Origin of the sequence: Streptomyces sp. NBC_01306, assembly GCF_026340465.1 — a bacterium.
Taxonomy (GTDB): domain Bacteria; phylum Actinomycetota; class Actinomycetes; order Streptomycetales; family Streptomycetaceae; genus Streptomyces.
Genome location: NZ_JAPEPC010000003.1, coordinates 210,588 through 236,839 on the forward strand (window position 1 = coordinate 210,588; position 26,252 = coordinate 236,839).

At 68.3% G+C, this 26,252-nt stretch carries 31 protein-coding genes and 3 pseudogenes; 16 read left to right on the top strand and 18 right to left on the bottom strand.

Annotated elements, in window-relative coordinates:
• Nucleotides 1–4 precede the first annotated feature (4 nt).
• Entirely contained in the window at nucleotides 5–460 is a 456-nt protein-coding gene (locus tag OG385_RS36650; protein WP_266862410.1) for a VOC family protein, read from the bottom strand.
• On the opposite strand from OG385_RS36650, the gene OG385_RS36655 reads away from it, so the two are divergent.
• Nucleotides 459–725 carry a hypothetical protein gene (locus OG385_RS36655; protein WP_266862412.1) on the top strand — a complete coding sequence of 89 codons (267 nt, stop codon included), beginning with the start codon at nucleotides 459–461 and terminating at the stop codon, nucleotides 723–725. The two genes, OG385_RS36650 and OG385_RS36655, sit on opposite strands and share 2 nt — an antisense overlap.
• Before the next feature lie 271 nt (nucleotides 726–996).
• Here the strand turns inward: OG385_RS36655 and OG385_RS36660 are convergent, their stop codons facing one another.
• Nucleotides 997–1,398 carry a helix-turn-helix domain-containing protein gene (locus OG385_RS36660; protein WP_266862507.1) on the bottom strand — a complete coding sequence of 134 codons (402 nt, stop codon included), beginning with the start codon at nucleotides 1,396–1,398 and terminating at the stop codon, nucleotides 997–999.
• Nucleotides 1,399–1,525: 127 nt separating this feature from the next.
• Between OG385_RS36660 and OG385_RS36665 the strand changes: the two genes are divergently transcribed.
• Together OG385_RS36665 and OG385_RS36670 are read left to right on the top strand one after the other, a co-directional pair.
• On the top strand, nucleotides 1,526–2,383 hold the full coding sequence (locus tag OG385_RS36665) for an SDR family oxidoreductase (protein WP_266862413.1): 858 nt from the start codon (nucleotides 1,526–1,528) through the stop codon (nucleotides 2,381–2,383).
• Nucleotides 2,384–2,457: 74 nt separating this feature from the next.
• Nucleotides 2,458–3,444 carry a hypothetical protein gene (locus tag OG385_RS36670; RefSeq protein WP_266862414.1) on the top strand — a complete coding sequence of 329 codons (987 nt, stop codon included), beginning with the start codon at nucleotides 2,458–2,460 and terminating at the stop codon, nucleotides 3,442–3,444.
• Here the strand turns inward: OG385_RS36670 and OG385_RS36675 are convergent.
• On the bottom strand, nucleotides 3,416–3,811 hold the full coding sequence (locus tag OG385_RS36675) for a transposase family protein (RefSeq protein ID WP_266862508.1): 396 nt from the start codon (nucleotides 3,809–3,811) through the stop codon (nucleotides 3,416–3,418). The genes OG385_RS36670 and OG385_RS36675 overlap by 29 nt on opposite strands.
• Between OG385_RS36675 and OG385_RS36680 the strand changes: the two genes are divergently transcribed.
• Complete coding sequence (locus tag OG385_RS36680; protein WP_266862511.1) at nucleotides 3,704–3,961, top strand: hypothetical protein; 258 nt, start codon at nucleotides 3,704–3,706, stop codon at nucleotides 3,959–3,961. The two genes, OG385_RS36675 and OG385_RS36680, sit on opposite strands and share 108 nt — an antisense overlap.
• 357 nt (nucleotides 3,962–4,318) lie before the next feature.
• Here the strand turns inward: OG385_RS36680 and OG385_RS36685 are convergent, their stop codons facing one another.
• Nucleotides 4,319–5,329, bottom strand: coding sequence for an Lrp/AsnC family transcriptional regulator (locus OG385_RS36685; RefSeq protein WP_323183982.1), 1,011 nt, complete (start codon nucleotides 5,327–5,329; stop codon nucleotides 4,319–4,321).
• A 67-nt stretch (nucleotides 5,330–5,396) separates the two neighbouring features.
• Between OG385_RS36685 and OG385_RS36690 the strand changes: the two genes are divergently transcribed.
• The 3 genes from OG385_RS36690 to OG385_RS36700 all read left to right on the top strand — a co-directional run bounded on the left by OG385_RS36690 (nucleotide 5,397) and on the right by OG385_RS36700 (nucleotide 6,734).
• Entirely contained in the window at nucleotides 5,397–5,861 is a 465-nt protein-coding gene (locus tag OG385_RS36690) for a VOC family protein (RefSeq protein WP_323183983.1), read from the top strand.
• Nucleotides 5,858–6,163: an NADPH-dependent FMN reductase gene (locus OG385_RS36695; RefSeq protein ID WP_266862417.1), complete on the top strand. Its 306-nt coding sequence runs from the start codon at nucleotides 5,858–5,860 to the stop codon at nucleotides 6,161–6,163. Before OG385_RS36690 ends, OG385_RS36695 begins: the two co-directional genes overlap by 4 nt.
• Nucleotides 6,164–6,362: 199 nt before the next feature.
• Nucleotides 6,363–6,734, top strand: a complete 372-nt coding sequence (locus OG385_RS36700) for an antibiotic biosynthesis monooxygenase (RefSeq protein ID WP_266862419.1) — start codon at nucleotides 6,363–6,365, stop codon at nucleotides 6,732–6,734.
• Nucleotides 6,735–6,859: 125 nt separating this feature from the next.
• On the opposite strand, the gene OG385_RS36705 is transcribed toward OG385_RS36700, so the two are convergent.
• From OG385_RS36705 to OG385_RS36720, 4 genes are all read right to left on the bottom strand, one after another.
• The gene (locus tag OG385_RS36705) at nucleotides 6,860–7,180 is read right to left on the bottom strand and encodes a hypothetical protein (protein WP_266862421.1); all 321 of its coding nucleotides are present in this window, start codon (nucleotides 7,178–7,180) and stop codon (nucleotides 6,860–6,862) included.
• Nucleotides 7,181–9,209: 2,029 nt separating this feature from the next.
• A complete protein-coding gene (locus tag OG385_RS36710) occupies nucleotides 9,210–9,860 on the bottom strand; it encodes a hypothetical protein (RefSeq protein WP_266862423.1) in 651 nt (216 codons plus the stop codon).
• On the bottom strand, nucleotides 9,844–10,155 hold the full coding sequence (locus tag OG385_RS36715; RefSeq protein WP_266862425.1) for an ALF repeat-containing protein: 312 nt from the start codon (nucleotides 10,153–10,155) through the stop codon (nucleotides 9,844–9,846). The genes OG385_RS36710 and OG385_RS36715 overlap by 17 nt, the downstream gene beginning before the upstream one ends.
• Nucleotides 10,156–10,237: 82 nt before the next feature.
• Entirely contained in the window at nucleotides 10,238–10,900 is a 663-nt protein-coding gene (locus OG385_RS36720; protein ID WP_266862426.1) for an NAD(P)-dependent oxidoreductase, read from the bottom strand.
• A 61-nt stretch (nucleotides 10,901–10,961) separates the two neighbouring features.
• Here OG385_RS36720 and OG385_RS36725 point away from each other — a divergent pair.
• Nucleotides 10,962–11,216, top strand: a pseudogene (locus OG385_RS36725) (IS110 family transposase); the annotation flags it as partial.
• Nucleotides 11,217–11,465: 249 nt separating this feature from the next.
• On the opposite strand, the gene OG385_RS36730 reads toward OG385_RS36725, so the two are convergent.
• The 3 genes from OG385_RS36730 to OG385_RS36740 form a co-directional block, all read right to left on the bottom strand.
• Complete coding sequence (locus OG385_RS36730) at nucleotides 11,466–12,533, bottom strand: CPBP family intramembrane glutamic endopeptidase (protein WP_266862428.1); 1,068 nt, start codon at nucleotides 12,531–12,533, stop codon at nucleotides 11,466–11,468.
• Between the two features lie 100 nt (nucleotides 12,534–12,633).
• Nucleotides 12,634–13,308, bottom strand: coding sequence for a response regulator transcription factor (locus OG385_RS36735; RefSeq protein WP_266862430.1), 675 nt, complete (start codon nucleotides 13,306–13,308; stop codon nucleotides 12,634–12,636).
• Nucleotides 13,298–14,575 carry a sensor histidine kinase gene (locus OG385_RS36740; protein WP_266862432.1) on the bottom strand — a complete coding sequence of 426 codons (1,278 nt, stop codon included), beginning with the start codon at nucleotides 14,573–14,575 and terminating at the stop codon, nucleotides 13,298–13,300. The genes OG385_RS36735 and OG385_RS36740 overlap by 11 nt, the downstream gene beginning before the upstream one ends.
• 210 nt (nucleotides 14,576–14,785) lie before the next feature.
• Here OG385_RS36740 and OG385_RS36745 point away from each other — a divergent pair, with 210 nt between their 5' ends.
• Nucleotides 14,786–14,998, top strand: coding sequence for a hypothetical protein (locus OG385_RS36745; RefSeq protein ID WP_266862434.1), 213 nt, complete (start codon nucleotides 14,786–14,788; stop codon nucleotides 14,996–14,998).
• A gap of 472 nt (nucleotides 14,999–15,470) precedes the next feature.
• Here OG385_RS36745 and OG385_RS36750 read toward each other — a convergent pair whose 3' ends face one another.
• Nucleotides 15,471–16,415, bottom strand: coding sequence for a GlxA family transcriptional regulator (locus OG385_RS36750; protein WP_266862436.1), 945 nt, complete (start codon nucleotides 16,413–16,415; stop codon nucleotides 15,471–15,473).
• Nucleotides 16,416–16,487: 72 nt separating this feature from the next.
• Here OG385_RS36750 and OG385_RS36755 point away from each other — a divergent pair, with 72 nt between their 5' ends.
• The 4 genes from OG385_RS36755 (at nucleotide 16,488) to OG385_RS36770 (ending at nucleotide 19,616) form a co-directional block, all read left to right on the top strand.
• Nucleotides 16,488–17,186, top strand: coding sequence for an HD domain-containing protein (locus OG385_RS36755; RefSeq protein ID WP_266862438.1), 699 nt, complete (start codon nucleotides 16,488–16,490; stop codon nucleotides 17,184–17,186).
• A 62-nt stretch (nucleotides 17,187–17,248) separates the two neighbouring features.
• The gene (locus OG385_RS36760) at nucleotides 17,249–17,674 is read left to right on the top strand and encodes a Rid family hydrolase (protein ID WP_266862440.1); all 426 of its coding nucleotides are present in this window, start codon (nucleotides 17,249–17,251) and stop codon (nucleotides 17,672–17,674) included.
• A gap of 153 nt (nucleotides 17,675–17,827) precedes the next feature.
• Nucleotides 17,828–18,085, top strand: coding sequence for a hypothetical protein (locus OG385_RS36765; RefSeq protein WP_266862442.1), 258 nt, complete (start codon nucleotides 17,828–17,830; stop codon nucleotides 18,083–18,085).
• Nucleotides 18,086–18,152: 67 nt separating this feature from the next.
• A complete protein-coding gene (locus OG385_RS36770; RefSeq protein WP_266862444.1) occupies nucleotides 18,153–19,616 on the top strand; it encodes an amidase in 1,464 nt (487 codons plus the stop codon).
• A 40-nt stretch (nucleotides 19,617–19,656) separates the two neighbouring features.
• On the opposite strand, the gene OG385_RS36775 is transcribed toward OG385_RS36770, so the two are convergent.
• Together OG385_RS36775 and OG385_RS36780 are read right to left on the bottom strand one after the other, a co-directional pair.
• Nucleotides 19,657–20,064 (bottom strand): hypothetical protein, encoded by a 408-nt coding sequence (locus OG385_RS36775; protein WP_266862446.1) that lies wholly within the window; start codon nucleotides 20,062–20,064, stop codon nucleotides 19,657–19,659.
• Between the two features lie 127 nt (nucleotides 20,065–20,191).
• A complete protein-coding gene (locus tag OG385_RS36780) occupies nucleotides 20,192–20,803 on the bottom strand; it encodes a hypothetical protein (protein WP_266862447.1) in 612 nt (203 codons plus the stop codon).
• On the opposite strand from OG385_RS36780, the gene OG385_RS36785 reads away from it, so the two are divergent.
• Complete coding sequence (locus tag OG385_RS36785) at nucleotides 20,793–21,386, top strand: hypothetical protein (protein WP_266862449.1); 594 nt, start codon at nucleotides 20,793–20,795, stop codon at nucleotides 21,384–21,386. The two genes, OG385_RS36780 and OG385_RS36785, sit on opposite strands and share 11 nt — an antisense overlap.
• Nucleotides 21,387–21,517: 131 nt before the next feature.
• On the opposite strand, the gene OG385_RS36790 is transcribed toward OG385_RS36785, so the two are convergent.
• The 3 genes and pseudogenes from OG385_RS36790 to OG385_RS36800 form a co-directional block, all read right to left on the bottom strand.
• Entirely contained in the window at nucleotides 21,518–22,072 is a 555-nt protein-coding gene (locus tag OG385_RS36790; RefSeq protein ID WP_266862509.1) for a GNAT family N-acetyltransferase, read from the bottom strand.
• A gap of 45 nt (nucleotides 22,073–22,117) precedes the next feature.
• Nucleotides 22,118–22,627: pseudogene (locus OG385_RS36795) on the bottom strand (lasso peptide biosynthesis B2 protein); the annotation flags it as partial.
• Nucleotides 22,628–22,685: 58 nt separating this feature from the next.
• A complete protein-coding gene (locus tag OG385_RS36800; protein ID WP_266862451.1) occupies nucleotides 22,686–23,291 on the bottom strand; it encodes a bifunctional 2-polyprenyl-6-hydroxyphenol methylase/3-demethylubiquinol 3-O-methyltransferase UbiG in 606 nt (201 codons plus the stop codon).
• 155 nt (nucleotides 23,292–23,446) lie between these two features.
• On the opposite strand from OG385_RS36800, the gene OG385_RS36805 reads away from it, so the two are divergent.
• Nucleotides 23,447–23,767, top strand: coding sequence for a helix-turn-helix transcriptional regulator (locus tag OG385_RS36805; RefSeq protein ID WP_266862453.1), 321 nt, complete (start codon nucleotides 23,447–23,449; stop codon nucleotides 23,765–23,767).
• Nucleotides 23,768–25,003: 1,236 nt separating this feature from the next.
• A pseudogene (locus OG385_RS36810) lies at nucleotides 25,004–25,168 on the top strand (site-specific integrase); the annotation flags it as partial.
• Nucleotides 25,169–25,302: 134 nt separating this feature from the next.
• Here the strand turns inward: OG385_RS36810 and OG385_RS36815 are convergent.
• The gene (locus OG385_RS36815; RefSeq protein ID WP_266862455.1) at nucleotides 25,303–26,238 is read right to left on the bottom strand and encodes a S9 family peptidase; all 936 of its coding nucleotides are present in this window, start codon (nucleotides 26,236–26,238) and stop codon (nucleotides 25,303–25,305) included.
• Nucleotides 26,239–26,252: the final 14 nt, after the last annotated feature.

The following is a 26,252-nucleotide window of genomic DNA, read 5'->3' on the forward strand; positions in this document are numbered from 1 at the left end:
GCCCTCAGACGATGTCGAATTCGTTGCCCTCGGGGTCCTGCATGGCGGTGGCGTAGAGCCCCATGTCCGGCTCATCCTTGATCCGCAACACGGTGGCACCAGCTTTGACCAGCCGTTCAACCGTAGCCCTGACCCGCTGCGTGCGGACGTCCAGTGGAACGTCACGGCCCCCACCGGCCTTCAAGTCGAAGTGCCACCGGTTCTTGGCGACCTTCGGCTCCGGAACCTGCTGGAACCACACCCTCGGTCCACGTCCCGCGGGATCGATGATCGACTCCGGAATATCCCCGGCTCCGGCCGGCAACTCTGCCTCGGGCACCCCCATCGCCGCCCAGTAAGCACGCCATGTGGCGTGCCCGCCGGGCGGAGGCTCAGGCACGTAGCCCAGGGCCTCGACCCAGAAAGTCACCATTCTCTGCGGATCGGAGCAGTCAATCGTCAGCTGCAGCGTCATCTCCATGCTCGGAGAATCCCAGACAGGTCTGACAGACGATCCACTTTCGCAACAGGCCCTAGCTAGGCACGACGTGAAGTTCCACCGCTCCGGCGTGAAGCAACTCCACCACCCGCTCGTCGGGAACCTGGCCCTGCCGTACGAAGCCCTCGGTCTGACCGCTGACCCCGGGCTCCGTATCACCATCTACTCGCCCGAGCCCGACTCACCCGAACGCCAGGCACTCGATCTTCTGGCCAGCTGGACCAGCTCGACCGCACGCGAGCGCTGACAATCGTCACCCCGCTAACGACCTCACCCGCGATTGATGTGAGGGTCCGTTGGCCTGGTGGTTCGGCTGAAGGGTGGTCGGCAGGAGTGTGTACCCGATGAGTGCCAGTTCTTCTGATGACGCTCTTTGAAAACGGCCACTTGTTGGTCAGAGGCGGGGCGAACCTGCGCTCATGGCTCCTCGGCGGCACCTTGCCCGGGTGTGTATGCCGTCGCGGTGAGTGTCGGGCGCCATCCGTTTCCATCTCATCACGACAAAGACCGTGGCAGTACTAACGTCTCGTGGTTCGGACTTCGTACTCCTCACGGGCGGCGAGGACTTCCTCGATGTACCGCACCGACCACTCCGTGAGCGCCCTCAGGGGACCGCGCAGCGTCTGGCCGAGCGGGGTCAACTCGTACTCCACGCGGGTCGGCACCTCTGGGTACACCGTCCGCAGGACCAGTCCGTCGCGTTCGAGGGTGCGCAGCGTCTGGGTGAGCATCTTCTCGCTCACTCCCGCCACTCGCTGCCGCAGTTGGGTGAACCGGCACGCTCCGTGCTTGCCGAGTTCGCCCAGCACGAGAACCGCCCACTTGCTGCCGATCTGGTCGAGCACGTCACGCGAGGGGCAGCCACGTGCGTACGGGTCCCATGACGGTATGGGCTCGATCACATCCTCGGGGGCCGGCACAGTGCTCACCTCGATACTTTCGTCCGGGTGGCCACCTTACCTTGAAGTGGTTCCTTACCAAAAGAGAGCGACCAGGTCATCCTGGGGTTCGTGCCGCGGGAGGTCCGCGACAGGAAGGGGCGACCCCATGTCAATCGTTGTCACCGGAGCTTCCGGTCAGCTGGGCAGGCTCACCGTCGAAACACTGCTGGCGCGCGGAGTGCCGGCTTCAGACATCGTCGCGACCAGTAGGGATACCGCCAGGATCAAGGACCTCGCCGACCGCGGCGTCGTGGTACGCCGGGCCGACTTCGCGGAGCAGGACAGCCTCGCGGCGGCCTTCGAGGGCGCGGACAAGCTGCTGCTGATATCGACCACGACCGTGGACGAGCGGGTCGCCAACCACCGCCGCGCCATCGACGCAGCGGTGGCAGCAGGCGTGTCGCTGGTGGCGTACACGAGCATGTTGCACGCAAACACGGCCACCACGATCCTCGCCTCCACCCATCGCGCCACCGAGAAATACCTGCGGGAGCGCGCAGTCCCCAGCGTGCTGCTGCGCAACAGCTGGTACCTGGAGAACTACACCGCCCAACTCCCGCTGGTACTGCGCAACGGAGCCGTTGTCGGGTCGGCCGGCCAGGGCAGGATCAGCGCCGCGGCCCGCGCCGACTACGCCGACGCCGCCGCGGTCGTGCTGACCACCGAGGGCCATGCGGGCGAGGTGTACGAGCTGGGCGGCGACGAGGCGTTCACCCTGTCCGAGCTCGCCGCGGCGATCTCGGCCGCCACCGGGAAGCGGATCACGTACACCGACCTCCCGGCCGACGGACTCGCCCAGGTGCTGACCGGCGCCGGCCTGCCCGCCGAGCTGGCGCACGTCCTTGCCGACGCCGACCTCGGCATGAGTCGCGGCGAGCTGTTCACCGCTTCCGGTGACCTGCGGCGCCTGATCGGGCGGCCGACCACGCCGCCGGCCGACGCGATCGCCGACGCGCTGCGCTGACAGGCCGTCGACCACCGGCTCCGTCTCCCACTCGCCCACGTCGCTCCCGGTCACCCGGGGAAAGGTCCTACACGATGTCCATCCGCACCACCGCGCACCCCACTTGGCGGCGCATGCTCCTCGCCCTCACCGCGACGTCCGCAACCCTGGCGGCCCTCACGCTTCCCGCCACCGCCGCGCCCGCCCACAACCGCGAGGGCAACGGCCACACGATCACGGTCAACGGCAGTCGGGCCTTCCCGGAGAGCGTCGCGGCCGACCGCCACTACGTCTACACCGCCAGCATCGCCGACGGCACCGTCTATCGCGGGCGCCCAGGAGCGAAGACGCTCGACCCCTTCCTGCCGGGCGGCCAGGACAGCCGTACTCAGGCCACCGGGATCAAGACCGCCGGCAACCGCCTGCTGGTCGCCGGTGCCTTCACCGGACGCTTCTTCGTCTACACGAACACCGGGAAACTCGTTTCCTCCTACACCGTCCCCGATACAGGCGGCTCGACCCTCGTCAACGATGAGACCGTCACCCCCGACGGGGACGTCTACATCACCGACTCCTTCCGCGCCGTCGTCTACCGGATTCCGGCCGCCGAGGTGAACGCCCCTGCCACCGGCGCTCATCGGACCCTGGAAGTGGCCTACCGCCTGCCGGACTACGTGGACGGCCAGTCCAACGGCAACGGCATCGTCACCACCCCCGACGGCAAGTCGCTGATCATCGGCTACTGGTACAGCGGCGCGCTCTACCGGCTCACCCTCGCCACCGGCGAGGTCCGCAAGATCACCGCACCGGCCCTGGCCAGCGCCGACGGGATAGCACGGCTAGGGAACACCCTGTACGTCGCCCGGTCCGTGAACAACGAGGTCGACGCCGTGCGGCTGTCCGGCGACACCACCCGGGCCGCCGTCGTCTCCGCCCGCACCTACCCCGGGGCCGACACCACCACCGGCGTCGCCGTGAGCCAGGACCAGCTGCTGGTGTCCAACTCCCAGATGGACACCTTCCTTTACGGCGATCCGCTGACCAGCCCGGTCTTCACCCTCGAAAGCCTGCCGCTGCACTGACCCCGCACCGTCGGTTCGGTGCTGTGCTCGCGGCGTCCGGTGTACCGACGCATCGGGGCCCCTGCCGGGGTTCGGTCTTTTCGGCCTCGGCGTAGGCGAAGACATCCTCCAGGGTGCGCAGGCGCAAGTCGGGCCGGTCTGGGACGGCGAAGCCGCGTTCGGCGAGCAGGGGCCTGAGCGCGTTGATCACCCGGCTGGTGCTGGAGGACCCGACCCCGTAGGCCACGGCCAGGGCCTCCTGCGTCAGCCCGGTCCGCAAGTGGACCAGTGTGGCCACCAGCCGTTCAAGGAAGTGGGGCGGGCCGTCGGTGGGGCGGCGATCCGGACATCGAACGACGCCCGGATGGCCCGGGCCCTGCTGCAGCACCCCTTCCTCGCCGACTTCGCTGAGCGGCACGGCCTCGGCTTCGCTGACACCACCGGCGAACTCCTGCACGCCATGTACACCGCGACCGGGTTCGCCCCGCAGTCCAAGCCCGTCATCGCGGTTGTGCTGAAGTCCACAACCACAGCCTGAAGCGGTAGGAAATGACGGGAAGTTCGATACCCGAGGAAGAACTCGCATGGCTGGACGCCACCGCTCAAGCCGACCTGGTCCGCCGCAAGGTGGTGTCGCCGACGGAACTCGTGGAGGCGGCGATCGGGCGGATCGGGCGGATTGAGCGGCTCGATCGCAGGCTCAACGCCGTGGTCACGCCGCTGTTCGAGAAGGCTCTCTCCGTGGCGGGTGCGGCCGGGCTGCAGGGCCTCGGCCTGCGGGAGTGCCCTGCCGGCCGGTGGCCAGGTCGGCGGGTACCTTGCCGCCGGGCGGCCGTAGCACGGCTTGGTGGTCGGTCGGTCAAAGTTCACTCCCGACCAGTGAGGTCCGACGTGATCACACCAGGCGGCCGCCAGTCACTCGAGTGGCGGCCTGCTTGAGCCTGCTGAGCAACGGGACGACCTCGACGTGGGTCACGCCGGGGAGGCTGCCCAACTGCTCAGTGACATAGCTGAAGAGTTCGGTGCTGTCGCGGCAGGTCACTGCGGCCACGATGTTCGCGGCGCCCGTGACCGCGGCGACCCAACTGGTCTGTCGATAAGCGGAGAGCGTTTCGCAGATCGTGACGATGCGGTCCGGTGAGACATGAAGGAGCAGCGTGGCCGATGTGTGGTAGCCGAACGCTTCCAGCATCACGTCCACGTCCACTGTGACCGCGCCACTGTCCAGTAGCGCCTGGAGACGGCCTCTGACGCGGGAGAGCGGCCAGTTGAGGGTGCGGGCCAGCGCTGACGCGGTGGATCTGCCGTCCTTGCGCAGTTCCTCCAACAGCGGGCGGTCTTCGAGGAGGACCGGACTGTACGTCGCCTTCCGTCGGCGTGGATCGCAGCCCTGAAGAAGATCTCGTTTCGCGTCCTCGCTCAGCGGTTCCTCGAAGCCCGACCACTCGGCGGGGCCGCCGGAGTACGAGTGCAGCACCAGGTGGGTGGTGAACGAGAGCACTTCTGATGTGTGCGAGATCCGGGGCAGCACTCCCGTGCCTCCCTCCGTATCGGCGGGCAGGCTCGTGGTGCACATCAGCTCCGCGCCGCCGGAGTGCAGAGCGACCCAAGAGACGTCGTTGCGTGCGGCCAGCGCTTTGCCAAGGCGTGCGGCGGCAGTGGGGCGGCACTGCAACCGCAGCAGCCAGAGCGGATGTCTGGCGGAGGCGGCCGCCTCACTGACCAGGACGCGGAGCACACCTGCCTCACGCATGGTGCGGTAGCGGCGGGTCGCGGTCTGCTCCGATACCCCCACTACCTCGGCGATTCGTCTCATCGGGGCTCGCCCGTCGAGCATCAGGCATTGGAGGATTTGCTGATCTACAACATCCATCAGTGAAGTTTCGTTCTTCTGGGCAGATCGCATGGGAGTTATTGGCAAATTCTAGTCGGCTTCCTGGAGCTTTCGCCGTTGCGTGGCGAACACTCGGTGCATGAGCGTTTTGAACCACCAGATCGTCTGGTCCCGCGATGCAGGGGCCTCCGCCCGTTTTCTGGCCGACATGATGGGCTTCGAGCCTCCGGTGAAGCTGGGCCACTTCGTGATGGTGCGGGTGAGCCCTGACGTCACCTTCGACTTTATGAGCACCGACCGCGACATCACGGCGCAGCACTACGCCTTCCTGGTCAGCGAGGCGGAGTTCGATGTGATCTTCGCCCGGGTGCTGGAGCGGGGCCTGGAGTACTGGGCTGACCCCCGGCATCAGGACGCGGGCAACATCAACCGCCTCGACGACGGCCGCGGCGTCTACTTCAACGACCCCAGCGGTCATGAGTTGGAGATGGTCACACGCCCCTACGGCAGTGGCGGGCTCGATGCCGAGCACGTCAACCCGCTGTTCATCGAGGAGATCACGGTGAACGGGAAGTTGCCGGATATGTCATCACCGAGCCGTTGACCGACCGTCCCCTCGTCCAGGTCCCGATCGCCAGCACCCGATCGAACCGTGTGGGCAAGCCCACCGCTCGGTGGGTCGTCGAACAGGCCGCCAGGAGCGGCGTCTTCGACATCGAGGTCATAGACCGCGCGGCGGCCTACTTCTTCGTGATGCCGGAGTACAACCACAGCTACAACGCCGCCCTGAAGAACGCACCCTGGACCACCTGTTCTGGGAAGGGCGCGGCAAGCCGGTGGTATTGGTCAGCTACGGTGGCGTGGCAGCCGGGGCCCGAACCGCCGTGGCACTCGAACCGGCGATGATCTCGCTCCAGCTGCACGTTGTCGGCTTCGTCCCGATCCCGCTCATCGATCAACTTCTCCACCCGCGGGGGGACGCCCTACCGAATCGATCGAGCACGGCCTCACCAAAAGCCTTGGACGCTCTGGACCGGGCATTGCAGTCGAAGACGGCCTGACCCGAGCGCCGGATCACCCCGCCAGTATCTGAAAGAGAACCATCATGCCGAAATTCCACGAGTTGGACGCCCACGTTGCCCTCGCTGACCAGCTCAACGAGGAGGGCGGACCTGTCATCCTCGTCAACGTCCTGTCCGTCGCCCCCGAAGATGTCGACCAGCTGCTGCTGGCCTGGTCCACCGACGCGGCCGCTCTGAAGAATCAACCGGGCTTCATCTTCACCCAGTTGTACCGCGGTATCGCAGGCAGCAGCACGTTCCTCAATCACGCCGTCTGGGAGTCGACGGACCACTATCGTGCGGCCCGGCTCGACGACAGTGTGCGTGCACCCGCTCGCGAGCTCTACCCGGCCAGCCTCGTCGCCACCCCGCACCTGTTCCGAGCACAGGCCGTGCCGGGGATTTGTGTCGCCTGACGCGTTGGCGTACGGCAGCGGGCAGTAACGCCGCATAAGCAGTCCACGGTGGGCACGTACCGCGAGCCGGGAGAAGTGGAAGTCGCGGTCTGCCGCTTGGAGACGTTACTCGCCCTGTCTGCTCCTCACGGGCCTGTTTGATGGCCGCGTGGCACCGGCACCTTGCGGGGCGAGGCGGCCGTTGAACTCATCGCCGCACTTGGGGAGTCGGGGACGGCCATGTTCTCCCAGCGCGGGGCGGTGTGGCTGGACGTCGCGCACCCTCGGCTCCTCGGTCCGAGTGAAGCCGGGCTGACGGCCCCCGCGCAGCGCGGCGCGGCGAGCGTCCCGTACCGGGCCGCGTACAGGGCCGCCGCCGCGAGGTTGTCCGCCCACTCCGCATCCGTCGCCGACCAGACCATGCCCATGACGTGTTCGGCAAGCGGCCGGCGTCCTGCCGCAACCACGTCTGGGTGTGATCTCTCGTCGGGTGCCATCTGTCTGGAGAACACCGTGATCCCACCGGGACACTCCGGCCCCTTGCCGGACCGTTGCCGCCGGGATCGCTGCGGCAACAGCATGATCGGACCACGGATTGGCTTCGTCGACGAGGCAGTTGTTGAGGGTGCCGAAGCAAATGGAGATGCGGGCCTGTTTCAGCAGGGTATGTTCGACGGTCGCGTCGCCGCCCTGGGCCGTGACGGTGTCGTGAATCTTGTCGAAAGCGCGGCTCAATTGCTGGGCGCCGGGACCTGGCTCCGTACACGGCAGCGAGCAGCGTTTTGGCAGCAGTTCGGGAGGCGCGGCGGCGGCTGGCCTGCGTCGAATATTCACGGCTTTGAGCCGCAGCTCGGGGCCGTAGGCGAGATCGGCCGGTACCGCTTCCGCAGGTGCAGGGAAAGAGCGCTGGCCACGGGGGTAGGTGGTCCGTAGTGGCGGAACCGTTGCCGGTGCCGGGCCCATGGCCCGAGTTGCTGCGCAAAGCCGTCGACATCGACATCGCCGCAGTGCAGATGCCTCCCGCAACGGTGAACAACTGCTGACGCGAGTCGTGCACAGAGCCACCGTGTAGGCCCGCCACCGCAGGTGGGCCTCGGATGGGACCTGGGACATCGGGGCTCTCAGCTGTGGTTGCGGGGAATGGCGCAGGATGGTGTGCCGGCGGGCATACGGTGCCGGTTCACGGCCACCCACCGGTAGACGATGTGAGCGGCTGGACTGACGAGGGGAAGCCGCAGGAAGAAGGCTGCGGCGAGGTCGCGAAGCGCCGGGGAGGAGAGCCCATGTAACGGGCCAGGGCCTGTGGACCGCCGCAGCGCACCTCATCGCTATGGAAGAGGAGGACTTCTCTGTCCAGGCGCTGCACGTGAGGGCGCGTCATTTGGTCGGCAGAGTCTGCCAGGCAGCGGCCCGCATACGAGGTTTGCTTCGCTCGCGTATCTGGTTGATGGCGGCCTGGCAGAAACCGCAGTCGCCGTCGAAAGCCAGAATCATGTGTTGAGAGGCTGCACTTCTGCTGTGATGCTGTCCATGTGTGGGGCTGACCTCTCGTCAACGAGGGACGATGCGAACGGGGTTGGCCGAAGGGTGTTTCAGTCTGTGGCCAGCCGACTTTGGAGTATGGCCTCCCGCTGGTGTGAACGCGGCACTGCGGTGGACTGAGTACCGCTCCACCAGTCAGTCATGACGCTGGGCGAGACTTCACCACGGGTGAATTGTGCGAGCAGCCCGTGTGAGAGATCGGCTTCTCGCTGCGTGTACGCAGTCTCGGCGCCAGAGAAGACCGGCGTCTGGAACTCGGCCTGGTGCGTAGTGGTGCCCGACACGGTCATCTCCGTAGGACTGCCCGGCACCCACGCGTCCAGGGCGGCCACGGCCATTGTGACGGCACGTGTAGCCCACCGCGTGACAGTCGAGCGGACGGGTACCTCGCTCACCCGAAGATCCGTCACAGCCGGCCACTCCCAGAACTACGGATCGGGCCCGACCACACGTAGACCTGCCGGCGAGAGGAGAACACCGGGGGCTGGAGCCACGGGGGGCATGCCCAGATACACATCCTGCGCTTCGACCCAGAAGAGGCCGATCATGCTGCCCCGCCGCTGAGGATCAAAGGAAGGCGCCGACGGTTCCAACATGCTGCTCCATCCACGAAGGAGGATCCGGCCGACCTGGCGTTACGTACCGATCCTGTCGAACCTAGAGCCGCCTCGAGCCGTAGCGCCGCATTCCAGACAGTCCAGGCTGCGGAGTTGAGGCCAAGACATCAGGTCGAGGACGCGGGGCGTGTGCGCAGTGGCTGTGTGCAGACGTCCCCCCACAGCCTGGGAGGCATACCTCAAGATCACAGGGCTTCTCCGGGGCCAGCGGGACGGATGGCTCCTGTTCCTCGGTTTTTCCGGCGAGGTCGGTGCCGGTGACGGCCCAGGCGATGGCAACGAGGCGGGGGTCGTACTCGGGGGGCCTCGATGGTGCCGCCCTTGTTGACGCAGCGGATCAGGTTCCAGTCGATGCCGGCGACGTTGTTGTTGGGGACGCAGCGTGGCTCTTGTCGGCTGCGGCCTGCTTCTTGCGGGCTTCGTCGGCGGCCTTGTGAGCTGCCTCCTCTTCCTGCTTACGCAGGTCGTAGGTGCGCTTCCATGCGGCTTTGGCATCGGCGCCGGCCTGTTCAGCGGACTTGCCGGCGTCCAGGGCTTCCTGCTTGGCCTGGGCTGCGTTTTCGTTTGCCTGGGTGGCGGACTTTTGCGCGTAGTTGGCGGACCATGCGGCCTGTGCGGCAGATCCGGTGGCGGCTGCGGCGTCGCGGTCGGCGGCGTCGGCCGCGTCGCGGGCGGTGGCCGCGGACTTGGCGGCCATGCTGTCGGCCTGGGCGACCAGGCCGGTGACCTGGGCGACGTGGGTGGCGGCCAGCTGGTCCTTGCGGTCGGCCATGTACTGCCCGACCGCGATGAAGTCGTGCAGTTTGTTGACCGGCCCGGCCAGCGCGATCTTCGCCGCGTCCTTCACCTCGGGTCCACCGTCGCTGACCAGCTTGGATGCCTGGGCCTCTTCGTCGGTGCTGCGGGCGACGTACTGACCGTGCGCAAGGAAGGCAGCCAGGGCCTTGCCGCTGCCGTCGGCGAGCGCGGCCTTACCGCCCTCCTGCACGCTGATGCCGCTTGACGACCTTGGAGACAGCCACCTCCATGTCGGTGGCGCCGGATGTGTACTGGCCGGTCGTGTAGAAGTCGGTGACCGCCTTGGCATCCCCTTTCAGCGCCTTGGCCGCGGCCGTGCGCACGCTCTCGTACGGACTGGTGGTGCTCAGTTCCGAGACCGCGTCACGGGTCTCGTCCTGCACCGCCGTGTCCCAGCCGGAGCGCAGGAACGTGATCACGTCCTGGTCGGTGCCACCCAGAGCATCTGCGGCGGCCTGGCTCACCCAGGGACCGCGGGTCTTCATCGGACCCTCAAGAAATCCCGCTCATGAACGTGTTACGCGCTCTTGGGGATCACGAGGCGTCATAAAAGCCACGGAGAGGAATTCAGTAGCCCACGGTAAACCGCTCATTGACGTGCCGTGCGTGCTCGATCTCGTCGACGACCGCGACAGCGAAGTCATCGGTAGAGATCCGACTCCTACCGTCCGCGCCCACGATGAGATCGTCCAGCGCGCTGCGGTACGTTCCGCTTCGGGAGCCGGGCCCGATCAGTGTGGGTGGACTGATTATCGTCCAGCGAACATCGTTGACGGTGCGGGCATAATCCAGTGCGTCGCCACTCGCGTGCATGATCTGGAGCACAGGCTCCGGCAGTCCAACTGTGTCCCAGAGTCGTCTGCCGGCTGAGATGCGCAATGATCCGGCTCCGCCGACTGAGATCAGACGGGTGCCTGCCGGGCCGCCATCGAGTGCGCGCAGCCCGGCCACCAGCGATCTCACGGCCGGTTCGGCTGTGGCGAGATGCCCCGGGCCGTTGCCGTGACCACCACCGACGGCGCTGACCACGACATCCTGGCCCTTGGCGCCAGTACTGACCGACGTCGGCTGGAGGACGTCGCCGGTCACGACGCGCAGCCCGGGATGAGTGCGGGTCAGCTTCGCACGATCGCGGACGACGGCCACAACGTGATGACCACGATCGAGCGCCTCGCTCAAGATGCGACCGCCGATCATTCCAGTAGCGCCGAAGAGAGCGATCCTCGCCAACGGTGTCTCCCAAGAAATTGCGTAACTGTGGAACCTGCGTTTGCCTCAGCGTAAATGGACCCAGTAGCACCCTCTTTCCCAGGTCCTGACCTCGATGCCGGGAGTCGGCGTCAGGGCCATGTTCCTCTCCGCCTTCGCCTGCATGAACGCCAACCCCGCCTCCCGCGCCTACTACGACAAGCAACGCGCCCGCGGCAAGACCCACACCCAGGCCCTCCTCCGCCTCGCCCGCCAACGCATCAGCGTCCTGTTCGCCATGCTCCGCGACGGCACCTTCTACGAACCCCGAACCCCCACCATCGCCCTCGCCGCATGAACGGGACCAACACCACCAAAACCGATAGCGCGGGATTGACGAACGACATAGAGGCACCCCCCGCCGGTGCAGTCGGGCTGGGGAGGGCGGCGAAGGCGGTCACGAGGTCGTGCGGACGCCGGCTCCGAAGGAGGCCGCCCACAGGCGTGGTGCGCCGAGCGCGGGCTCGGCCTATGCCTGTCAGGCGGGGGGGGGGCGAGCGCGACGAGGAAGTCGGTCACTGCCTCGATCCGCCGACGGGCGGCCGTGTCACCTGCCGCTCGGGGAAGCGGAGACCGGCTCGAAGGCGGTGGTCGGACGGTAGCCGAGCCGGCCCCGGGTCAGAAGGAGGACGAGGAGGGCCGCGGCCACCGATACCAGGAGGAAGGCGTAGGTGGTGTCGTCGTCGGGGAGCCGGGGAAACATGGCCGTCCAGGCGACGGAGAAGAAGTTGTTCACACTCGTGTGCATGAGCATCACGAGCGGCATGCTCTCGCCGGATCGGTTGAACACCCAGGTCATTGCGAAGCTGAAGCAGAGCGTCGTGGTGAGGAACGCCCCCACCTTGGCGAGAGGTACGTGCGGGCCGCCGCCCCATTCGGTGAGGAACAGCGGCAGGTGCCAGGCGCCCCACAGAACGCCGACCAGGAGGGTGGCGGGCAGCGGGCCGAACCGTTCCTGGGCGCGCGGCATGGCGAACTCCCGCCAGCCGGGTTCCTCGGCGAGCCCGGTGGTGATCAACTGCAGGACCAGGCCCGGCAGGTACGCCGCCAGCACGGCGGCGGTCGGGGTGGTGGGGCCGCGGTCACCCAGGGCGGTCGCGGCGATGGTGAGTGCCGCGGGCACGGCGAGCAGCACGGCGACGTACCAGCGCCAGCTGAGCCGGAACCTGGTCATGCGCCTGCCCCAGGTCCGTAGACCCCGGCGCCCCTCCGTGAGCCCGGTCAGCAGGAGCGCGGAGGCGATGGGTCCGAGATAGGCGCCGGGCAGCACGCCGGTCAGCTGGCTTCCGCTGCTGCCTCCTGGAAACGTGAAGTGCCATACGCCGAGGCCGTTCTCGGACAGCACGTACGGGGTCCAGGCCGCCCAGCTCAGCGAGAAGGCAAGCAGGAAGAACCAGAGCAGCGGACGGCGTCGGAGGCTGTCGCGCAGTCCGGAACCGTTGGGCGCTGGCCTGGGGCGGTGGCGGTCAGGCAGGCCGGTGTGGATCCGGTCAGCAGAAATGTGGCTGGGCTGCTGATCCTGGTCGGCATGGAGGGTTCCGGCCGACTGGGAAGTCCGGACTGCTGGGACGCCTGTTCGGCTGCCGGTGGAGGTGTGGGTTTCGTGTTGGCGCACTGGATTGTTCCTTCGGGCCGGCCGGTTGATGTGTTCAGCACACCATCGCCGCGCCGTCGGATCATTCCCGTGTGCGCCTCGAAACGGGGTACAGCAGGCTCTACCTCGCCCTCGCCGTGGCGCCCTCCAGATACCTGAGTACGGCGGTCACCCTCCGGTCCACGTGGTCGGTGGGCGACAGGTCCAGCTTGGCGAAGATGCTGCGGATGTGCTTGTGGACCGCGCCCTCCGTGACGACGAGTTGTTTCGCGATCGCGCTGTTTCCCAGCCCTTCGGCCATGAGGGCGAGTACGTGCCGCTCGCGAGGGGTCAGCCGTTCCAGACGGGCGTCCCGGTGGGACCGGGTGAAGAGCTGGGCGACTATCTCGGGGTCGATCGCGGTGCCACCGGCGGCCACCCGGTGCAGTGCGTCGAGGAACTCCTCGACCCGGCCCACCCGTTCCTTGAGCAGATAGCCCACCCGGCCCACGCCGTCGCTGAGCAGCTCGGTGGCGAAACTCTTCTCCACGTAGGCGGACAGCACCAAGATCGCCAGGCCGGGTTGACGGCGCCTGGCCTCAACGGCCGCGCGGATGCCCTCGTCGGTGTGGGTGGGCGGCATTCGCACGTCGAAGATGGCGACATTGGGCTTGTGTTCGTCGATGGCGGCGAGTGCCCCCTCGGGGGTGCCGGCCGTTGCCACCACCTCGATCGATTCGGCACGCAGGAGGAGGGCCAGGCCCTCGCGCAGCAGCGGGTCGTCCTCGGCGATCACGATCCGCGGGTCACTGTCCACAGGGGAGTACCACCTCAAGGGTTGTCGGGCCACCGGCGGGGCTGGCCAGGCTGAGTGTTCCGTCGTGTGCCTCGACCCGGCGGCGGATGCCGGTGAGGCCGGAGCCGCCGCCCTCGTCGGCGCCGCCCCGGCCGTCGTCGGTGATGGTGAGGCGGAGGTTCGCGCCGTCGGCCCGCACGCTTACGGCGGCCTGTTGTGCACCGCTGTGCTTCGCGATGTTCGTCAGGGCCTCGGCTACCACGAAGTAGGCGGTCGCTTCGGCGGAGACGGCGCACCGTGTGGGGACATCGACGTCTGTACGGCAGGGCACCGCGCAGTCGGCGGCGAGTCCTGTCAGGGCCCCGGCAAGGCCCTGGACCTCCAGCACCGGGGGGAGAATGCTGCGGGAGACACCGCGCAGATCGGCCAGGGCCTGTTCGGCGGCGGAGTGCGCACGCTCCAGGATGTCGATGACCTCGTGCGTGTGGTCCGGCTCGCGGGCCAGCCGGCGGCGGGCCGCGCCGAGTAGCACGGTGACGGAGATCAGCCGGTTCTGGCTGCCGTCGTGGAGGGCGCGTTCGATACGGCGCAGCTCGGCGGCGTGCGCGTCCAGGGCCGCGGCCCGGCTCGCGGTCAGCTCAAGGACTCTGGCGGAGAGGTCGGTGTCGGAGTCGGCGGCGAGGAAGCGCTGGGCGGGCTTCGCCTGGAGCCGGGCCAGCGAGGGAGCGAGCCCCAGGATGAGAGCGATCCAACCCACCCCGAGCAGGGAGACCGCGATCGCGTCCAGCCATGTGTGCGCGGTGCCGATGCCGATGGAAGCGGCGGTGGTGTCCTTCGGGGCGAACCGCCAGTACAGCGGGAAGGCCGTGTCACGCACCGCGAGTACGGGGAGGACGATGCCCGTCACTGCCAACAGCAGTCCGGCCGAGGTGTGCTGGAGCAGCCAGCGCACCTCGCGCCGGGTGGTGGGATGGACGAGTCCTGCGCGTGGGCGCGTGGGTGGCGGGTCAGGAGCGATGATTTCGTGGCCCCGGCGGGCGAGCCGTTGGCGTTCGTGCCGGGCCAGGGCGTGCAGCGCACCCAACGCAGGGCCCACCAGCAGCAGACCTATGCCGGTGAGCGACAGAGCAGCCGTGAGCAGCAGCAGAATCAGGAGCGCGAGCGCGGAAAGCGCGGTGCCGAAGCCGCCCGCCAGCTCACTGATCGCGGCCCCGGCGGCTCTGAGCACCGCGGTGGTGGTTTGCTCCGCTCCGCGTAGGCGTGGTGTCCGCCGCAACGTCCCCGTCATCCTTCCCTCCTCGATCGCTTCCGCTTTCCTGTGCCAAAAGGGTTCCGGCGGCCCGGCGAGATCACCCGCGAAGAGTTACAGCCTGCTGTACCACCGGTCGAACAGCCAGCCGTACCCGCGGTCGAGCAGTCTGCGGGATCGTTCGGAGCGGAGACCGGCCGATAGCGTCAAGCGTGCCTTCGACCACCAGATTCGCAGAGGACTTCCCCCATGACGAACTTCGTCTCCCCGCCCCCGCAGCCGCGCCGCCGGACCGTCTTCCGGTCCGTTCTGTGGGCCATCGTAGGCGTCAGCACCGCCATCAACGTCGCGGCGTCCTTCGGCGGTTCACACACCGGCACTCATCTGGGCTGCGGCATCGTGACGGCGCTCGGCGCAGGCATCCTCGCCGCGCACGCCCTGCGCGCGAATTCGTCCGCCTGACGGACCGTAGACACCTCACAACCGGGCTACTGCCCGCAAGAGTGTCACGCCCTCCACAACATCGATCACAAGGAGCGCTCGGTTGTCACAACACCGGCCCGCTTTGGCGGGAAGAGACAACGACATCAGGGCGGTGGTCGAGAACCTGAGAGGCATCGGCCAGACGCAGACGCAGACGCAGACGCAGACGCAGACGCTGGCGGTGACCGGGACGGCGATCTGACCGTGCTGTCGACCCTGAGCCGGACGCCGGCCGACGCGGCCCGTCACTTCCCGTTTGCCCTTCATGGACGACTGCGAGCGGGTGCCCGCGCCGACCGCCTCGGCGCTGGGTTTGGCGGTTGAGCGATGCGCAGGAGAAGGTGCGACGGATGCCGCAGTTTTCCGCCACGGTGACCCGGACCGTGGACAGGCTCACCGGCGGTGGTCGCCGCGAGCCGGACCGAGGTGGGTGGCAGGCGCGCGAACGGTGTCAACGCGTGAAAGCGCGCCGGTAGGCGGTGGGGGTGGTGTTGAGGGTGCGTCGGAAGTGCAGACGCAGGTTGGCCGCTGTGCCGATGCCGCAGTCCCGTGCCACCTGGTCCACCGAGTTGCTCGTCGTCTCCAGTAGTTCGCGTGCCCTGCCGAGGCGGGCGCTCAGTAGCCACTGGAGGGGCGTGGTGCCCGTCTCCGCGGTGAACCGGCGTATGAAGGTGCGTGGTGAGACGCCCCCATGCCGGGCGAGCATGCGGAGCGTGAGCGGTTCGTCGAGGTGGTGCAGGGCCCAGCCCCGGGTCTCGGAGAGCGACTCCTCTCCGGCCACGGGGACCGAAGCTGGTATGTACTGGGCCTGCCCGCCGTCGCGGTGCGGTGCGGCCACCAGGCCGCGGGCGATCCGGTTGGCCACGATCGCCCCCAGGTCGCGACGTACGAGGTGCAGGCACAGATCGATGCCGCAGCACACTCCGGCCGATGTGAGGACGTCCCCCTCGTCGACGTAGAGCACGTCGCGGTCGACCGTGACGGCCGGGAAGTCCTGTTCGAGCTCGTCGATGTGCTGCCAGTGGGTCGTGGCGTGCAGCCCGTCCAGCACGCCCGCCGCGGCCAGCGCGAAGGCGCCCGTACAGATCGAAACCACCCTGCGGCCCCGGTCCCGCATCTGGACCAGCGCGTCGAGCACCTCCTCCGACGGCCTTACCATCGGCTCGCTCCCCGGCTCGTACCCCGGCACGATCACAGTGTCGGCGGCGCGTACTTGGTCCAGGCCACCCTCGGTCTCAAGAAAGAAGCCGGCGGTGGTCGCCACCTTGGAGCCGAGCCCGCACACGGTCACCTCGTAGGGGGTCTCCGGGCGGGTGTTGAAGATCTGTGCCGGGATGGCCAGGTCGAGTGGAGTGACGCCGTCCAAAGCCAGGACCGCGACTCGGTGTGTCGTCATGGCAATATTCTTTCGATAAGAGGCAAGGTTGCCACTCACCTGGCCAGGGGCGTGCGTGCCAGCCTGGTGGACATGACCGGATCGACCCGCAAGACTCGCAATCAGGCGGCCCCCGAGGCGGCCACCGACCTGATCGCGCTGCCCGACACACCGCTCACGGGTGCTGTCGTGCAGCTGATCAAGCCGGTGGAATCGCCCTCGGTGTTCAACCACAGCATTCGCACCTACCTGTTCGCCCGACTCGTGGCCGCGCGTCTCGAACTGGCCGCCGGCCGGGACTACGAAGACGACCTGCTGTTCGCGGCGTGCACGATGCACGACCTCGGGGTGGCTTCGGACGGCCCGCACACCCAGCGGTTCGAGGTCGAGGGCGCCGACCGGGCTGCCGAGTTCCTCGTCGAACGCGGACGGTCCGAGGCGGACGCGGACGAGGTCTGGCAGGCCATCGCCCTGCACACCTCCTCGGGCATCGCGGAGCGCCACGGCACGCTGTGCGTGCTCGTCCGCGAAGGCGTCGCGCTCGACTTCGGCGGCCCGATGGGCAACACCTACGCCGACGTCCTCAGCGACGAGCAGGCTGACGTCGTCCACGCCGCCTATCCGCGGTTGGAGATGGTCCGCTCCCTCACCGACGCGATCGTCGCTCAAGCCGCCAAGAACCCGAAGAACGGCCCGCGTTACGCGATACCTGGTGAATTCCTGCGCGAACGCGAGGCATTCGGCCGGACCCGGATGGAGCACGCCTGCGGCTCCTCCCGATGGGGCAACTGACCGGCCCTGCCCACCGCCCGACCGACACGAACGACAGAGAACAGAGAAAGGAACACACCGCGATGACCAGCTACCCCGTAGAGGTCCCCGACAACTCGCCGGTCTTCGGAGGGACCACCAGCGCCTTCGCGCGCTTCGGCCACGCCGCCGCCATCCGTTCGCACGGTCACCTGTTCATCTCCGGCCAGATCGGCCGCCGCCCCGACGGCGTTCCCGGGGAGACCGTCGAGGAGCAGACCGAGATCGCCATCCGGCGCATCGAGGAGATCCTGCGACTGGAGAACCTCGACCTCAGCGCCCTGGTGGACGTGACCAGTTACCACGTCGACATCCGCCAGAACATGCCCGGCTTCCTCGCGGCCAAGCAGCGCCTCGTCAAGGCGCCCTACCCCGCCTGGACGATCATCGGGGTCAGCGGCCTCGCCAGTCCGGAACTCCTCGTCGAGATCCAGGCGACCGCCGCCTACCCCGACGCCGCGGCCCGATAGAGCGAGGCTCCGGGGCCAGTGCCGTGAGGTGTGTCATGAAGACTACGACGCCACCGGGTGACGTCCCTTTGACCGTCCGACGTCCGGGCGGCCCCGCCGGCCTGGTGCTGCTGGCGTCGATCATCGTCTCCTTCCTCGCCGCAGGTCATCGCCATGGTGGTGTTCAGCACGGCCGGCGGCGTCGGCGCCCTGGGTGCGCTGGGCGCGGCGATGCTGGACATCGACCGCGAGCGCGGCACCCGTGCCAACGCCGTCGCCCCGGGGCTGGGGTCCGGCGTCGGCGCACTGTGTGGCGTGCCCGAGGCCGCGACCACGGTACGACATCTGCAGCGGGCCGCACAGGGCGGCGGCCGCGTGGGGTCGAGCGGGCCCTCGAACGCGGGACGCGTACCGGTCGCGGCCGGCAGTTGATGGTGTCCCTGACGTGTGTAGCACCATCGCTGGTACACACAGCAACCACAGCCTGAAGGGGTAGGAAATGACGGGAAGTTCGATACCCGAGGAAGAACTCGCATGGCTGGACGCGACGGCTCAAGCCGACCTGGTCCGCCGCAAGATGGTGTCGCCGACGGAGCTCGTGGAGGCGGCGATCGGGCGGATCGAGCGGCTCGACCGCAGGCTCAACGCCGTGGTCACGCCGCTGTTCGAGAAGGCTCTCGCCGCGGCGGGTGCGCCCGGGCTGCCGGACGGCCCTTTCCGCGGAGTGCCCATGCTGCTCAAGGATTTCCTCTGTCTCACCGAGGGCGATCCCGCCTACGGTGGGATGCGCGCGCTGCGGGACCGGGACTGGCGAGCTCCTGAGGACTCCGCCCTCGCGGCCCGTTTCCGCGCGGCCGGATTCGTGTTCTGCGGGAAGACGAACCTTCCCGAACTGGCCACCAGCACCACCACGGAACCGCTCGCGCACGGGGCGACCAGGAACCCCTGGGACCTCACCCGCTCCCCCGGGGGATCCAGCGGCGGATCCGCGGCCGCGGTGGCCGCGGGCATGGTCCCGGTGGCACACGGCAACGACATGGCGGGCTCGATCCGAATGCCGGCCAGCGCCTGCGGAGTCGTCGGCCTCAAGCCCTCGCGGGCGCGTACCACGCTGGGCCCCGCATACGGCGAATACTGGGGGCCGGTGACGCACGAACACGTGCTGACCAGGTCGGTCCGCGACACCGCGGCCGTGCTGGACGCGACGGCGGGGCCCTCGTCCGGCGACCCGTACACCGCCCCTCCCGCCTTGCGGCCCTACCGCGAGGAGGTCGGCGCCGATCCCGGCGTCCTGCGGATCGGGTTCCGTACGACTCCGCCGGGCGCGACGATCCCGGCCCACAAGGACTGCGTGGCGGCGGTCGAGCACGCAGCCCGCCTGCTCGACTCGCTCGGCCACCGCGTTGAGCCGACGAGCGCCGCCTGCCTGGACGATCCGGCCCTCTTCGAGGCACTGGTGCCGATGTTCGCGGCGGTTCTGGCCTGGGAACTCGACCAGTGGTCGGAGCGTGTCGGTGAGCGCCTCGAACCGGCGGACCTCGAACCGATGAACGGGCTGCTGGCCGAGGTGGGCCGCTCGGTCACGGCCGCGCAGTGGCTCTCCGGCACCCAGGCGTGGCAGCGGTGGGCGCGTGGCGTGGCAGGGCTCTGGGACGAGGAGGTCGATGTTCTGCTCACGCCGACGCTGCCCGCGCCGCCCGCGTTGCTGGGCGAACTCGCGCCCACGGCGCAGAGCCCCGAGGAACTGGTGGCCGCCGTGAGCGGGGGCATCGCCTTCACGGTGCCGTTCAATGTCACCGGCCAGCCCGCCATCTCCCTCCCGCTGTACCGCAGCGACGACGGGCTGCCGATCGGTGTGCAACTCGTCGCCGCCTACGGACGGGAGGACGTGCTGATCCAGCTGGCCTCACAACTCGAACAGGCCGCTCCCTGGTCGGGGGAGCGCCCCCCGCCCTTCGACTGAACGAATCGGTATCGCTACCAGTCGTTGGCGGCCTGCATCTCTACTCCGACGACGCCCGTCGGGCCTTCTTCTCGACAGCACCCATGACGAGGGCTGCTGCGACCAGAACCATCGGGAAGAACAGGAGGGAACTCGCAAGGCTGGCGGCCACCAGGGCCACCGGGATACGAGCCAAGCCCTCCGGTGGAAGGCCAAGTGCCAGCCAAGTCGAGAACACCGCAGCAAAGACCATCGTCAGTCCCGCAGTCATGACCAGCGGGAATCGACTGAGGCCGCCCTTCAGCGGGGCGGTCCCTCCAGAGGCTGGTCGCTCAGCGCCAAGCATTTCTTGCAGAACGGCCTTGGCCCCGACCACGATGAACACCGGGCCCCAGACGGGGGCAAGGAGGATCATCCTGCGGCGTGAAGCCGAACGCGCCGCCTCGGACTCCCGCTGTGTCGCGTCCACATGCGTGAGTGTGCCACCAGCATGCTGGAGCCCGGAAGGGGCGTGGGTACCGGAGGACGAAAAGCCCCTGATGGGACAGATCGTGGCCGCTACCGGTGGGCGGGGGAGCCGGTGCGGGTCCTGGACCTCACACTCTGACCACAGTCAGAGGTTGCTGTAGTAGTCGCGGCGGGTGGTAACCAGGCCCCGCCAGCGCTGGCGGGCAACTTGCTCGCCGTCGAGCCACCGTTCTGGTGATGGGGCGTTGAGGGGGCGGCCGGCCATGAAGTAGGCGATGTCGACGTAGTAGGCGTAGTCGCCGTTGCGGGGTGACGTCGCGCAGCCGGGAGATTCCGGTGGTGACTTCGGCGGTGTCGAGGACGGCGTGGTGGAAGCAGACCGCCAGTTCGAGGGTCATCTCGGCGGAGGTGATGCCAGCGGAGCCGATCTCGGCCTGGAGTGTGCTGGCCCGGCTCTCCAGGTCCCCGGTGCTGCCGGCGTCGGCGATTAGGGATGCGATCTGGGTGGTCAGGGCGGTGGCGCGCAGGTCGAGTCCGGTCAGCAGCTGCTGGGCGAGGTCGAGTTCGTCCGCGGCAAGGCCCGGGTCGGTGAAGGCGAGGACGAACGCGCGCTGGGCCTGGCTGGTGGCGCGTTCGCCAGCGACGCCGTGGTCTTCGGCTTCGTTGCGGGCTGCTTCGTACGCCGCGGCGGCGCGGTCCATGTCGCCCTGGGCCCAGTGCACGTCGCCGGTGACCGCCACGAACTTCGAAGTGACCGCCCGCCAGCAACGCGAGGACCGCGCTCACGCCGAACAAGTCCGGCAGCAGGAAGCACGGATCTCGGCTCGACGTGAACTGACCGACCTGCGACGGGCCTGCTACATCTCGCTCAACACCACGGCCCGTCAGTACCAGACCGCACAGATCAACCTCATGCATGCCCTGCGTGCCCGGGATGACGCAGAGACCCGGACATGTGCCGAACAGCTCGAGGAACGGCGTCTGGACTATCGCGGCAGCTACGCCGAAGCGCAGATGATCGTGCCCGCTGCTGTGCTGAGAGAAACCAGGTCGGGGAACCATCAACTCAACAGCGCCTACGGTCTGCTGAAAGAGATGCTGGCAGGCGGTCATCCCGACGACAGTGAGCCCAGCAGGCTGGAATTGGAGACGGAGATGTCGTGGGCCCTGCTGTCCGACCTGAGGGCTGCCATGCGCAGCGATCTCGGCGTGGACGAGCTTTCCAAAGAGTTCCAGCTTCGGGCACCGGGCACAAACGGCCTCTCCCGGCGGGACCCGAGAGCAGCGTGCAGAGCACTGAGTGGAGGAGCGCGGCAGACCTGAAGATCCACTGCGTCAGGCGGCAAGGGCCACGGACACAGGGCACCGCCTCCTGAACGCGCGGCCGCTCGCTGCCGCTACGGTGGCTCGCATGGACGACGCCACACCGACGCCGGAAGGAGCTGGCCCGGGCGCTATCCGCGTAGCAGGTTCTTGATCGCTGATGGTCCGGTGAAGTCGGCGGCGAGTGTGTCCATGAGTACCTCGTCGCAGACTTCACCGAGCCAGTACCCGGCCTGCCTCAGGGCGCCGGCGCGCTGGAATCCGGCCCGCTCGTAGGCGTGGATGCCGGCAGTGTTGGCGGCGAGGACTTTGAGCCAGACCATGCGCAGGTTGGTGATGTGGAAGGCGTAGTCGAGGGTCAGTCTGGTGGCCTGGGTGCCCAGGCCACGTCCGCGTGCCTCGGGGGCGAGCATGACGATGTACTCGGCGGTGCGCACGGAGTCGTCCGGCAGCAGGGTGGTGACGCCTGCCGGGATGGGGGTGTCCTTGGTGGTGTCGTAGACGGTGAAGCGGATGTTGCTGCCGCGGAGCTGGGCGGCCATGCCCTCGGTTCGCGCTTCCAGGGATTCGGGGCTTTGGCGTCCGTAGCCGACCAGGAGTGCGGGGTCCTGTTCCCAGCGCCAGTAGGTTTCCACGAGGTCGGGCCGGTAGGGCCCGAGCGCGCAGGTCTCGGTGGTGATCCACAGGGTCGGCTCAGGGGTGCTGATGGCGGGCTCCGAGGTGAGGACGGGTGTGTAGGCCCGGGTGGACGGCGGTTCGGCAACGGGGCTCTCAACAGTCTGCACCCAGGCGTGCAGCCGGACCGGGTCAGCGGCGATGCCGTGGCACCAGGTGACCTGGAGACGGCGTGCCGCCAGCAGCACAACGACGGCAGCGGACTCCTCCAAGCAGGCCGTTCGGCCCGGTGACCACCATGCCGTTGCCCGGACTGCGTGGACTGAGGCGAGGGCTGCTGTGGGTGTGGCGGGTCGGGGGGAGGTTGACGCGGCGATAGCGACGAGCCGGATGATGCGGAGCATGGTCTTGCCGGCTGGTCCGGCGTGCTTGATCGCGAAAACGAGAGCCAGGGCAGCGGCAGCGGCAGCGGCAGGCGTTACGGGCAACGAGGCGCGCGGTGGGCGTTGCAGACCGGCCTGGCGCTCGATGCCGCCCCAGCTTGCACTGGGCGTACTGGCCGCCACCGCCTTCCTCCACGGCACCGGGGCGCCCACCGCACCAGCCGAACGGGGCAAGTTGATCATGCCCGGTCACGGTCGATTCCGCCCCGTGTCGCGGGCCTCGTCAGCCGGCGGCAGTCTCCTATTCCAGTCCCAAGTAGCTCCAGTGCACGCCTTGCCGGCCATGCGGGTCTTCACGCTCGCTGAGGTGCACAACACTCAGACCATGGCCCCGGGCGAGCTCGATCGTCTCGTGCGCCGAAACCTTGAACATCCGCCGCCCGGCCGGGACGGGGCCATGCCGCAGGGAGAGGACCACACGTCCCTCGGAGGCAAGCATGTCGGCGACGCTCTCCATCGCCAACGACCGCTGCTGTCCGTCCAGATGCATCCACACGGCCGTCAGAAGAATCAGGTTGAAACGCTGACCGCGACTGCGAAGCGCCCTCATCGCGGGCAGCGAGTCGTCGACCCACTCGATGTCCCGGTCGGCATGGATGTGTTGACCCAGCGCGCGAAGTTCCGCAGTGGGCTCAGCGGCGACGACCACGTGCCCCTGACCGGCCAGCGCGGCGGCATCGCGGCCACTGCCCGCGCCGATGTCGAGGATCGCGCTGGGCTGAGAGGGGAACAGGTGCAGTACGTCGCGGTGGACGTCGGCGAAGGAGACGCTCTCGTACTGCTCGACGAGCGCGTCGGCGGCTTCGCCATAGCCGGCGGTACTGGCAAGGGGCTTTGGATCGATCACTCGTACAGACTAGCGAGCAGTCCCCGACGGCCTGATCTCCAGGCATTCGGACAGTTCCAATACCCGACTCCACCATTAGGCGTCTCTGACGAGTACCGGAACCAGCTCCTGGAAGCTTCGCTGAAGCGCCGGCTGGGTGACGACTGGGACCTTAAATGATCAAGAAGATGGGCTGCGAGTGGTGTCTGCGGGCCACGATGGCCGAGCACCAGATGTTCCAGACCTCAGACCTGGTACCGCTCCTCGCAGAACGTGGCGTGCCCCTGTCGCGTGAGCAGGTCTACCGCTTGGTGACACAGCCGCCCAAGCGGATGAGCATGGACACCCTGGTCGCGCTGTGCGACATCTTCGAGTGCACGCCGAACGATCTCATCAAGCCGCAGGTGGTCAACGCACAGGTCAAGAAGACCGCGGACGGACAGGCCGAGCCACTGCCGCTGAAGGAACGGCGGACCACGATCCGGCGCCCGGGCTAGCCGTGAGGCCACTGACACCAAACCAGCTCCGCTTACGCGCCGAACTCGCTGCCGCCCAGGAGCAGATCGTCACGCTGCTGCGGTCAGCGGTGGGCGAATCCCTGGCCCCCGAACAGGCGCAGGCCGTGGCGGAGGAAGCCCGGGCATGGCGTGGTGCGGACACATTCCGCCTGGTGCGATATCTGTCCGACAGGCCCGACGCTCTGAGCCTCCCCAGCAGCGACTGCCCGACCTGCGTGGTGCGTTTGCTGGCCGCGCTGACCGCCGTCTGCCACGGTGACAAGGTCGCCTTGGTGTCCTGCGGGAACTGCGGACGGACCGAACCTCTTCCCACCAACAACGGACCGGCGGGGCGGCTGTGTTCACGCTGCACCGGCCGACCTGCCAAGAAGCCGTGCGCCCGCTGCGGCAAAGTGGCCGGCATCTACGCCCGCCGACCGGAGGGCGGCATCTGCAATCCGTGCAGGAACAAGGAGCCGGATGCCAAGGAGGAATGCGCCGACTGCCACCGGATGATGATCTCGTACCGGCGCCTTCCCGACGGCAGCAACCTCTGCCAGACCTGTGCTCCCAAGAACACTCGGACCTGCTGCCGTTGCGGGCGGGTACGCCGGGTCAACGCCCTGACCTCTGACGGGCCGGTCTGCGGCGGCCGCTACTCCAGCCCTGCCCGCCTGTGTGGTGTCTGCGGGCAGATCGTTCCCATTGTCGCCCGGGCCGATGGCACCAGGCCGGACACCTGCGACCGGTGCTACAAACGAGACGGGAAAGCCTGCGCCATCTGTGAAAGGGTTCGGGCCACCACATCAACGGTGGCCTGGGACCGTTCCACTGCCGACACGTGCCGCCCTCGCGAAGAGTGCGCATGTGCCCTGTGCGGGCAGGTCGCGAAGGTCAAGGTCTTCTGGCCGCGAGGGCCGGTGTGCAACTCCTGCTACAGAACAGCCCTATCGACCCCTGCACCGTGCGCGTCGTGCAACCGACTGCGCATCCTGGTCGGTCAGACGGCCGGGGGAACCCTCCTGTGCAAGGCGTGCTCGTTCCCCGACGAACCGGTCGAGCGGTGTTCGGCCTGCGGTGAGCCGGCGGACCTGCACTCCGGCGGCCGCTGCCCCCGCTGCACTCTGGCCGCCCGCGTGACCGATCTGCTCTCCGCGGACGGCGCAAGCGTGGCCCAGCCACTCCAACCCCTCGCCGCGGTACTGACCGGCGCGGACAACCCCTACCGCGTCCTGCAGTGGCTGCGGCACCCACCTCGGCGGGGGAGGGGCGAGCCTGCTGATGCTCATGGCCAAGTCGCGGCACAAGAAGGCGGAGAACGTCCGACGCTATTGCCACCCTTCCGCAGAGGCGATCGCCGAGGTCACGAGTTTGCTCGCGCCGAGCGACGGCCGACGTTAACAGTTCGGCGGTATCCGGCCTGTCGGCGCTGCCGCGAGGGCGAGCGGGGCACATCCCTCGGTGCGCGGGGTCGGCAGTGTGCTGGTGCCCCGCCTGGAGGCTGCTGACCGCTGGCTCACAGGCGCCGCGAACGCTCATCCCTGGCCGTGGCTCAGCCAATGGGCGATGTCGGCGATGACGGCAGGGTCGACATGCTGCGGGGTTCCGTATTCGGCGGGGGTGGATGGTCCTGCGCCGGGGAAGAACAGGTGGTTGTCGGCTTCGTAGACACGGATATCGGCTTCCGGGCGGCCGGCCAGGCCCGTCCGCCATCGAGCCAGGTCGTTGGCGACGGTGACCTGGTAGTCGCGTCCTCCTTGGAGGATGAGCATCGGCTTGCCGAGTCCGGCCGCGATCGCGACCGGGGCGTATTCACGCAGTTCGAGCCAATACGGCGCGGACAGGCCGAACGGCAGATCCGCTGCGGGGGTCGAGGGCGTGAGCTCCGCGCTGTCGACCAGGGCAGCCTGCCGCTGGAAGGTCTCGATGACCGCGGGTGGGACCTGGTCGGGAAGCATGGCGGCGAGGTAGCTGACGACGCGGACAGCGGCGTGGTGCATCGGCTGCGTGTCACCGGCCATGATCACCAGGCCCGCCACCGTGGGTGCGGCGACGGCGACGGCAGGGGCGACCTTGCCGCCCATGCTGTGGCCGAGGACGAAGACCCGCTCGGGGTCCACCGAGCGGTGCCTACGGAGCAGGCCAACCGCGTCGACGGCATGCGGCACGTATTCCTGCGTCATCGTCAGGTCCGATGCCGCGGCCACATCGCGGTGGGCGTAGGTCGCCTTGTCGAAGCGCAGCACTGTCGTCCCGCGGCTGGCGAGCCCCCAGGCCAGGTCCTTGAGCGGTTTGTTCGGCCCGCTGGTCTCGTCGCGGTCGAACGGCCCACCACCGGCGAGCAGCACCATGCCGGGGCCGGGAGCCTGCCCGCGGGGGACGCTCACCGTGCCCGACACCGCGAGCGGGCCGGTGCCGACGGTGACCTCGTGCTCGCTGAAGCGGCCGGGCTCGGCATAGGGCGGTGGCATCCAAGCGAGTTCTG

What these genes read in the sequence shown, in the direction of transcription:
- OG385_RS36655 (WP_266862412.1), top strand. Translation starts at nt 459, where the DNA reads ATGCTCGGAGAATCCCAGACAGGTCTGACAGACGATCCACTTTCGCAA.
- OG385_RS36650 (WP_266862410.1), bottom strand. Translation starts at nt 460, where the DNA reads ATGGAGATGACGCTGCAGCTGACGATTGACTGCTCCGATCCGCAGAGA.
- OG385_RS36665 (WP_266862413.1), top strand. Translation starts at nt 1,526, where the DNA reads ATGTCAATCGTTGTCACCGGAGCTTCCGGTCAGCTGGGCAGGCTCACC.
- OG385_RS36670 (WP_266862414.1), top strand. Translation starts at nt 2,458, where the DNA reads ATGTCCATCCGCACCACCGCGCACCCCACTTGGCGGCGCATGCTCCTC.
- OG385_RS36685 (WP_323183982.1), bottom strand. Translation starts at nt 5,329, where the DNA reads ATGCGATCTGCCCAGAAGAACGAAACTTCACTGATGGATGTTGTAGAT.
- OG385_RS36690 (WP_323183983.1), top strand. Translation starts at nt 5,397, where the DNA reads ATGAGCGTTTTGAACCACCAGATCGTCTGGTCCCGCGATGCAGGGGCC.
- OG385_RS36700 (WP_266862419.1), top strand. Translation starts at nt 6,363, where the DNA reads ATGCCGAAATTCCACGAGTTGGACGCCCACGTTGCCCTCGCTGACCAG.
- OG385_RS36715 (WP_266862425.1), bottom strand. Translation starts at nt 10,155, where the DNA reads ATGAAGACCCGCGGTCCCTGGGTGAGCCAGGCCGCCGCAGATGCTCTG.
- OG385_RS36740 (WP_266862432.1), bottom strand. Translation starts at nt 14,575, where the DNA reads ATGACGGGGACGTTGCGGCGGACACCACGCCTACGCGGAGCGGAGCAA.
- OG385_RS36745 (WP_266862434.1), top strand. Translation starts at nt 14,786, where the DNA reads ATGACGAACTTCGTCTCCCCGCCCCCGCAGCCGCGCCGCCGGACCGTC.
- OG385_RS36750 (WP_266862436.1), bottom strand. Translation starts at nt 16,415, where the DNA reads ATGACGACACACCGAGTCGCGGTCCTGGCTTTGGACGGCGTCACTCCA.
- OG385_RS36755 (WP_266862438.1), top strand. Translation starts at nt 16,488, where the DNA reads ATGACCGGATCGACCCGCAAGACTCGCAATCAGGCGGCCCCCGAGGCG.
- OG385_RS36760 (WP_266862440.1), top strand. Translation starts at nt 17,249, where the DNA reads ATGACCAGCTACCCCGTAGAGGTCCCCGACAACTCGCCGGTCTTCGGA.
- OG385_RS36765 (WP_266862442.1), top strand. Translation starts at nt 17,828, where the DNA reads ATGGTGGTGTTCAGCACGGCCGGCGGCGTCGGCGCCCTGGGTGCGCTG.
- OG385_RS36770 (WP_266862444.1), top strand. Translation starts at nt 18,153, where the DNA reads ATGACGGGAAGTTCGATACCCGAGGAAGAACTCGCATGGCTGGACGCG.
- OG385_RS36805 (WP_266862453.1), top strand. Translation starts at nt 23,447, where the DNA reads ATGATCAAGAAGATGGGCTGCGAGTGGTGTCTGCGGGCCACGATGGCC.
- OG385_RS36815 (WP_266862455.1), bottom strand. Translation starts at nt 26,238, where the DNA reads ATGCCACCGCCCTATGCCGAGCCCGGCCGCTTCAGCGAGCACGAGGTC.